At 71.8% G+C, this 7,147-nt stretch carries 6 protein-coding genes and 1 pseudogene; 4 read left to right on the top strand and 3 right to left on the bottom strand.

Annotated features, from left to right (window positions below; genetic code table 11):
- From K2X24_RS19290 to K2X24_RS19275, 4 genes and pseudogenes are all read left to right on the top strand, one after another.
- Positions 1–702: pseudogene (locus tag K2X24_RS19290) on the top strand (dimethylmenaquinone methyltransferase); the annotation flags it as partial.
- Between the two features lie 24 nt (positions 703–726).
- Positions 727–1,656: an alpha/beta hydrolase gene (locus tag K2X24_RS19285; RefSeq protein WP_292500124.1), complete on the top strand. Its 930-nt coding sequence runs from the start codon at positions 727–729 to the stop codon at positions 1,654–1,656.
- Positions 1,657–1,743: 87 nt separating this feature from the next.
- Positions 1,744–4,020, top strand: a complete 2,277-nt coding sequence (locus tag K2X24_RS19280; protein ID WP_292500123.1) for a xanthine dehydrogenase family protein molybdopterin-binding subunit — start codon at positions 1,744–1,746, stop codon at positions 4,018–4,020.
- A 102-nt stretch (positions 4,021–4,122) separates the two neighbouring features.
- Positions 4,123–4,653 (top strand): phosphate-starvation-inducible PsiE family protein, encoded by a 531-nt coding sequence (locus K2X24_RS19275; protein WP_292500121.1) that lies wholly within the window; start codon positions 4,123–4,125, stop codon positions 4,651–4,653.
- 94 nt (positions 4,654–4,747) lie between these two features.
- Here K2X24_RS19275 and K2X24_RS19270 read toward each other — a convergent pair whose 3' ends face one another.
- The 3 genes from K2X24_RS19270 to K2X24_RS19260 all read right to left on the bottom strand — a co-directional run bounded on the left by K2X24_RS19270 (position 4,748) and on the right by K2X24_RS19260 (position 6,954).
- Positions 4,748–5,260, bottom strand: coding sequence for a winged helix DNA-binding protein (locus K2X24_RS19270; protein ID WP_243915487.1), 513 nt, complete (start codon positions 5,258–5,260; stop codon positions 4,748–4,750).
- Between the two features lie 165 nt (positions 5,261–5,425).
- Positions 5,426–5,884 (bottom strand): DUF6163 family protein, encoded by a 459-nt coding sequence (locus K2X24_RS19265; protein WP_292500119.1) that lies wholly within the window; start codon positions 5,882–5,884, stop codon positions 5,426–5,428.
- Positions 5,885–5,898: 14 nt separating this feature from the next.
- Positions 5,899–6,954: an enoyl-CoA hydratase/isomerase family protein gene (locus tag K2X24_RS19260; protein WP_292500117.1), complete on the bottom strand. Its 1,056-nt coding sequence runs from the start codon at positions 6,952–6,954 to the stop codon at positions 5,899–5,901.
- Between the last annotated feature and the right edge of the window lie 193 nt (positions 6,955–7,147).

Genomic DNA, 7,147 nt, shown 5'->3' with positions numbered 1-7,147 from the left:
GGCACCCGCGAAGCGGGCGAGGACCCGATCCTGGCGGCGCTGGTGACGGCGGTGGACGCCGTCGACCTCTGGCGCAAGGACCGCCCGGAATTCCGGGCGGGCCTGAGCCTCGACGAGATGTTCTGGGACAACGTCTCGAACCTCGTACCCATCGGCCATCCCTGGCACGACCGCTTCGTGAGCGACCTCCTCCTCGGCGTGGCGCGGCTCCTCGGCGACGGGGCCACGCCGGCGGGCATCGAGGGGCAGGTCGGCGCCCTGCGCACCGCCATCCTCGACCGCTACCTCGCCGACGATGCCGGCGACGACCGCACGCTCACCACCCGCATGCGGATCGCCCGCGTGCTCGCCCGCTCGGATCTGTTCCATCCCCTCTCCGACGGCACGCTGATGTCCTTCGGCCTCGATTCGGGCACCTTCCAGCGGGTCTCGGACCTCATCATGGAGAGCGGCCGGGCAAGCCGCGTCCTCAACGTGCAGCGGGCCGGCACCATGTCGTTCCGCTCCAACAACGAGACGGCCCTGGAGGGCGCCCGGCGCTTCCGGGGCGGCGGCCACAAGGATGCGGCCGGCGGCAAGCTGACCAGCGGCACCGCCTTCTCGCTGGCCGACGCCATCGCGCAGGTGGAGCCGGTCCTGAACCCGCCCGCCCCCGACCCCTCGGCGAGCCCGTTCGGGGCCCTGAAGAACTGGAAGGGCTGAGATTCCTCGCGAAGGCGCGTCCCGATGACGATCACCGAGCGCGGGCCGAGCCCGTTCCTGGCCGGCTTCACCCTGGCCGATATCGGCCTCGGCGACGTGACCCTGCGGGTGGCCCGCTCGCCCGGCGGTTCGGGCCTGCCGGTGCTTCTCCTGCACGGGCATCCGCAGACGCACGCCACCTGGCACGCGGTGGCGCCCGCCCTGGCGGCGGCCGGGCATCCGGTGTTCGCGCCGGACCTGCGCGGCTACGGCGATTCGGACCGGCCGGTCTCGGACGACGCGCACGCCCCCTATTCCAAGCGCGCCATGGCGGCCGACGCGGTGGCGCTGATGCGGGCCTGCGGTCACCCGCGCTTCGCCGTGGTCGGACACGATCGCGGCGGGCGGGTCGCCCACCGCATGGCCCTCGACCACCCGGAAGCGGTCGATCGCCTCGCCGTCCTCGACATCGCCCCGACCCTGACGATGTACGAGACCACGGACCGCGCCTTCGCCACCCGGTACTTCTGGTGGTTCTTCCTGATCCAGCCCGCCCCCCTGCCCGAGCGCATGATCGGCGCCGACCCGGAGGCCTACCTCCGGCACCACCTCGCCGGGCAGAGCCGGACGCGCGGCGTGCCGAGCGAGGCGATGGTGCAGGAATACCTGCGCTGCTACCGGGCCCCCGGCGGCATCCACGCGATCTGCGAGGATTACCGGGCGGCGGCCGGGATCGACCTCGACCACGACCGGGCCGACGCGGCGGCCGGCCGCCGGGTCACGGCCCCGCTCCTCGCGCTCTGGGGCGGCCTCAGCACCGTCGGCGCCCTCTACGACGTCACCGCCACCTGGCGCGCCAAGGCCGACGCGGTCACGGGGCAGGCCCTGCCCTGCGGGCACCTCCTGCAGGAAGAGGCCCCGGGCGCCGTGCTGGAGCACCTGTTGCCGTTCCTGCGTCGAGCGGCTCGAGACTGAGCGCCCCGAGACCGAGCGACCCTGCGTCGCGCCCGGATCGGGCGCGTCCGATCGCCGGTTGTCTCCACGAGGAACGAGGGACACCCCATGGCGATACCGGCTGACGCGCTCGCGCACCCGACCCGGCTCGGGCAGCCGCATCCGCGCGTGGAGGGGCCCGCGAAGGTGACGGGCGCGATTCGCTACGCCTCGGACGTCCCCCTGCCCGGTCTCGCGCATGCGGCCCTCGTCACCAGCACGATCCCGCGCGGGCGCATCGCGGGGTTCAGCCTGGAGGCCGCGCGGGCGGTACCGGGCGTGCTCGGCATCTTCACCCACCGGGAGTTCGCCGGTGCGATCCGCCCTGTGAAGCATCTCATGGCGGGGGGCTACGCCAATAGCGGGCACCTGCCCCTCGGATCGGACGCGGTGGCCTATGCGGGCCAGGTCGTCGCCCTGGTGGTGGCCGAGAGTCGAGAGGCGGCCCGGGCGGGGGCGGCCCGCGTCGGCGTGCGCTACGCCCCTACCTCCTTCGCGGACGGATTCGACGCGTCCGGCGCCGAAACGGTGCGGCTGGCCGACCTCAAGCCGAAGCATCACGACCCCGTCCGGGGCGACGCCGACGCGGCCCTGGCGCGGGCGAAGGTGACGGTCTCAGGCCGCTACCGCACGCCGATCCAGCACCACAACCCCATCGAGCTCTACACCACAACCTGCGCGTGGGACGGCCCCCGGCTCACGGTCCACGAGCCCTCGCGCTACATCGGCGCCGTGCGGCACGGGCTTGCGGCGCAGCTCGGCCTCGACCCCGCCGACATCCGCGTGGTGTCCGGGCCGATCGGCGGCCATTTCGGTGCCAAGCTGGCGCTGGCGCAGTACACGGCGCCGGTGGCGCTGGCGGCCCGCATCCTCGGCCGGCCCGTCTCCCTGGTGGCGAGCCGGCGCGACGGCTTCACCATCGCCAACTACCGGCCCGAGAGCCGGCACGACATCCGCCTCGGCGCGACCCGCGATGGGCGCTTCACCGCCCTGGTGCACGAAGCGGAGGTGATCGCCTCGCGCTTCGATCCCTTCGCCATGGAGGGCACCGACGTCACCGCGAGCCTCTACGCCTGCCCGGCCGTGCGCACCGACGAGCGCGCCGTGCGGGTCGACCGCAATACCCCGGGGCCGATGCGGGCGCCCCCCGAGGTGCCCTACCTCTTCGCCCTCGAGAGCGCGGTGGACGAGATGGCGCACGCGCTGCGCCTCGACCCCATCGAACTGCGCCGCCGCAACGACACCGCCACCGACCCGATCTCGGGCCGGCCGTTCTCCTCGCGTCCGCTGATGGCCTGCTTCGAGGCGGGCGCCGAGGCTTTCGGCTGGGCGGAGCGCGACCCGGAGCCGGGGCGGATGCAGGACGGCCCCTGGCGGATCGGCCTCGGCTGCGCCGCCTCGGCCCGGCCCGTGAAGATCTCGCCGGCCACCATGCGGGTCGCGCTCGCGGCCGGGGGCCGCGCCACCGTCGAGACCGCCCACCACGAGATCGGCAACGGCATCACGACGCTGCTCGCCCTCGGCGCCGCCGAGTGGCTCGGAATCGCCCCCGAATCGGTCACGGTCCGGCTCGGCGACACCGACCTCCCCGCGGCCGGCCTCTCGGGGGGCTCCGCCACCACCACGAGCCTGATCCACACCCTGGCGCAGGCCTGCGAGACCCTGCGGAGCCGCCTCGCCGGGGCCTCCGTCGCCGAGGGCGGCCCGCTTTCGGGGGCCGACCCGGCGACCTGCCGCCTCGCGGACGGGTCCCTCGTCGCCGCGGATGGGCGCCGCGCCCCCCTCGACCGCTGCCTCGCGCGGCTCGGTACGCAGGAGGTCGAGACGACGACCGCCTTCACCCCAGAGGGCGCGGAGCCGGACGCCCTGGCGGCCATCGAATCGGGCCGGATGGCCCTGGCCACCGGCGGCGAGTCCGTGTCCTGGGCCTTCGGAGCGCAGTTCGCCCGGGTGATGGTCCATGCGGAGACGGGCGAGATCCGGGTGCCGCGCCTCCTTGGCGCCTTCGCGGCCGGGCGGGTGCTCAACCCGCTGACGGCCCGGAGCCAACTCACCGGCGGCATGGTCTGGGGCCTCGGCTCGGCGCTCCTCGAGGAGACGATCCTCGACAGGGGGCATTACCGCAACGCGGATCTGGCCGAGTACCTCGTCGCCACCGCCGCCGACGTGCCCGGCATCGAAGCCCTGTTCGTCCCCGATCCGGACGCGGCCGTGAACCCCCTCGGTCTCAAGGGCCTGGGCGAGCTCGGCATCATCGGCGTCAACGCGGCCATCGCCAACGCGGTCTTCCACGCCACCGGCCGGCGCATCCGCAGGCTGCCGATCCGGGTGGAGGACCTGCTCTGACGCAGGCGTGATCGCGCAGGCGGGTCCGGTCCGGAAAAGCTGCGCTGGACGACCGCCCTGCGATCCTGTCTGATCGGGTCAATCAGAGGGGGGCAGCGCGTCATGTCCGACGACCGCGATGATCAGGGCCGGCTCACGCGCGCGGCGAGCTTCGTTTTCCTCCACACCGAACACGCGATCTACGCCGCGCTCGGGTTCCTCCTCGCGCTGACCGCCCTCGTCGCGCTGATCGACGCCTCAGCGCTAACCTGGGAAGCCTTGCGCCACCTCGGCGGGGCCGACCAGATCCTGGAGGTGGTGGACCGGCTGCTGTTCCTGCTGATGCTCATCGAGATCCTGCACACGGTGCGGGTCTCGATGCGGTCGGGCAAACTGACCTGCGAGCCCTTCCTCATCGTCGGGCTCATCGCCTCGATCCGGCGCGTCCTGGTGATCACCCTGCAATCGTCGGAGATCACCCACGCCAAGGACTGGTCGCCGGAGAAGCAGGCGCTGTTCCAGGCCTCGATGATCGAGCTCGGCGTCCTCGCCGGCCTGATCCTCACGATGGTGTTCGCGATCTTCATGCTCCACCGCGCCCGCGACGACGGCAAGCCGGCCGGCGAGGAATCCGCCGAGCACGCCGGCTCCTGACCGGCGCCGCGCCCGCGCCTCGAGGCCCTCGAACGCGAACAAGCCCGGCGAACCGGGCTTGCGCTTCTCAGGCAGGACTCGAGCGCCTCCCCACTCAGAGGCGGTAGCGGATCTGGTCGGTCCAGAAGCGCTCCAGCCGGCTCAGGGCCACGTTGAGGCGTCCGAAATCGTCGTCCGAGATGCCGCCGATCGGCTGGATGGTGCGGGCGTGCTTGTCGTAGAGGCTCTGGATGATGTCGTGGACCTGGCGGCCCTTGTCGGTGAGGCTGATGCGCACCGAGCGGCGATCCGTCTTCGAGCGGGCATGGTGCAGGTAACCGGCCTCGACGAGCTTCTTCACGTTGTAGGAGACGTTCGAGCCCAGGTAGTAGCCCTTGGTGCGCAGCTCGCTCGCGGTCAGCTCCTTGTCGCCGATGTTGTAGAGCAGCAGGGCCTGGACGCTGTTGACGTCCTCGCGCTCGCGGCGCTCGAACTCGTCCTTGATCACGTCGAGCAGGCGGCGGTGCAGGCGCTCGACGAGGTGCAGGGCCTCGAGATACGAGCCGTGCGCCGGAGCGGTCTCGGGAGCGTTGTCGGTCTTGCTAACCTTGGCAGCCTGGGACTTCATCATGGGCCTCGTCAGGTCTCTGTGCTTTGCGGGCCGGTGTTCTTCGCCACCGCTCATGAAGCCAACCTAGGAGTCGCAGATGAAAGACGGTTTAAGCGATAGGATGAATTTGCGATTTACCTCTCTCGGTAAATGCAAGATGAAGCGATCGACGTAACGCCGCGTTTACCGGCTTTCCCGGGCCGCGAGGAAGGACAAGATAAAATACAACGCAATAATTCCGGCTTGTGCTGCCAGGTAAGGTATCGTCATCGGCAGAAGTTGGGGGGTCAATACCGCGAGGGTCAGCGCGCTGGTGGCGGCGAGCAGCCAGACCACGCCGCCCCAGGCGCTGGTGAGCCACAAGCCCACCGCCGCCATAGCGTCGATCACCGCGAAGTAGACGATGACGCTCTGGCGCCCGATCGGCTCCGATTCGAAGGGCCGCGCCCCGGGCAGCACGTCGAGGATGCTGGCCCAGCTGGCCACGGCCTTGGCCAGCCAGAACAGGGCGGTGAGGCGCATGAACCAGATCAGCACCACGTCCCAGCCGGTCTGCGGGGCCTGCGGGCTCCGCTCGATCCGGTCGCTCCCGCCCGCGCCCCGCGCCTCGCGGGGGCCGCCCAGCTTGGTCAATCCACGCACCTTTTAGGCTCCCATCATGGATCGAATCGCGGTTCCGGCGCCGGACCCGGCGCGAAGGCGGCCGCGATGGTACCGGGCTCGACGCCGTCCAGGATGGCGGGGTTCCAGGCCGGCGCGCCATCCTTGTCGATGACGGCGGCGCGCACGCCCTCGAAGAAGTCGGGCCCGCGCATCAGGGCGCTGACCATTCGGTATTCCGTGAGCATCGCTTGTGGGAAGCTCAGGGTCGCGCCCCGGCGCATCTGCTCGCGCACCAAGGTCAGGCTGGTGGGCGAGCGCGTGCGCATCAGCGCGGCGGTCTCGGCCGCGAAAGTAGATCCGTCCGCGTCGAGGCGCGCCAGGATCTGCGCGACGGTGTCGGCGGAAAAGCAGGCATCGATGCGGGCGCGCTCGGCCACCAGCACGCCCGGCTCCGGTACCGGCCGGGCATGGTCCGCCAGTACCGCGTCGACGGCCGCTCCGTCCGCGAGGGCCTCGACGAGGGCGTCGAAATCGCCCGCCGGGACATGGTGGGTGGCCAGACCCACCGCGTGGGCGTCGCCCGGCCCGATCCGCGCGCCGGTCAGCGCCAGGTAGGTCCCCGTCAGACCGGGCAGGCGCGGCAGCACGTAGGTCATGCCGACATCGGGAAACAGGCCGATCCCGACCTCCGGCATCGCGAAGCTGTAGGTCTCCGACGAGACCCGGTGGCTGCCATGGACCGAGATGCCGTTGCCGCCGCCCATGACCAGGCCCTCGATCAGGCTGATGACGGGCTTCGCGAACCGCTTCACGCTGGCGTCGAGACCGTATTCGGCCCGCCAGAACGCATCGACGCCGGCATGATCGCCGGCCGTCGCGAGGGCGTGGATCTGCCGGATGTCGCCCCCGGCGCAGAAGGCGCGCCCGCCCCGCCCGCGCAGCACCACCCGCGTCACCGCGGCGTCGCCGGCCCAGGCGTCGAGCTGCGCCTGCATCGCCGTGAGCATCGCGAGCGTCAGGGCGTTGAGGGCGCGCGGCCGGTTCAGCGTCACGAGGCCCAAAGCCCCGCGCCGCTCGAACAGGATCTCCGCTTCGCCCGAATCCGCCATCGTCGTCCCCGCTAGGATCGCCCGCTTAGACGAGGTTTTGGCGCGCGGCGTCAATCGCAGCGGCCCGCGCGCATGCCGGCTCCGCCGTGACGGGGGGGCGGCCGTCCCTGCGTCGGCATCACGGGTTTCGAAGGCTTTTGCCGATGTGTTAGGCCCGTGCTCGCCCGCCCTGGCCCAGGCCCATATCTCTCAT

It is taken from the genome of Methylobacterium sp. (assembly GCF_019750675.1).
GTDB lineage: Bacteria > Pseudomonadota > Alphaproteobacteria > Rhizobiales > Beijerinckiaceae > Methylobacterium.
This window is presented reverse-complemented; position numbering and strand designations above follow the sequence as displayed.

Bases quoted from the DNA above. Each gene is read 5' to 3' on its own strand.
- K2X24_RS19285 (WP_292500124.1), top strand. From the start codon at position 727: ATGACGATCACCGAGCGCGGGCCGAGCCCGTTCCTGGCCGGCTTCACC.
- K2X24_RS19280 (WP_292500123.1), top strand. From the start codon at position 1,744: ATGGCGATACCGGCTGACGCGCTCGCGCACCCGACCCGGCTCGGGCAG.
- K2X24_RS19275 (WP_292500121.1), top strand. From the start codon at position 4,123: ATGTCCGACGACCGCGATGATCAGGGCCGGCTCACGCGCGCGGCGAGC.
- K2X24_RS19270 (WP_243915487.1), bottom strand. From the start codon at position 5,260: ATGAAGTCCCAGGCTGCCAAGGTTAGCAAGACCGACAACGCTCCCGAG.
- K2X24_RS19260 (WP_292500117.1), bottom strand. From the start codon at position 6,954: ATGGCGGATTCGGGCGAAGCGGAGATCCTGTTCGAGCGGCGCGGGGCT.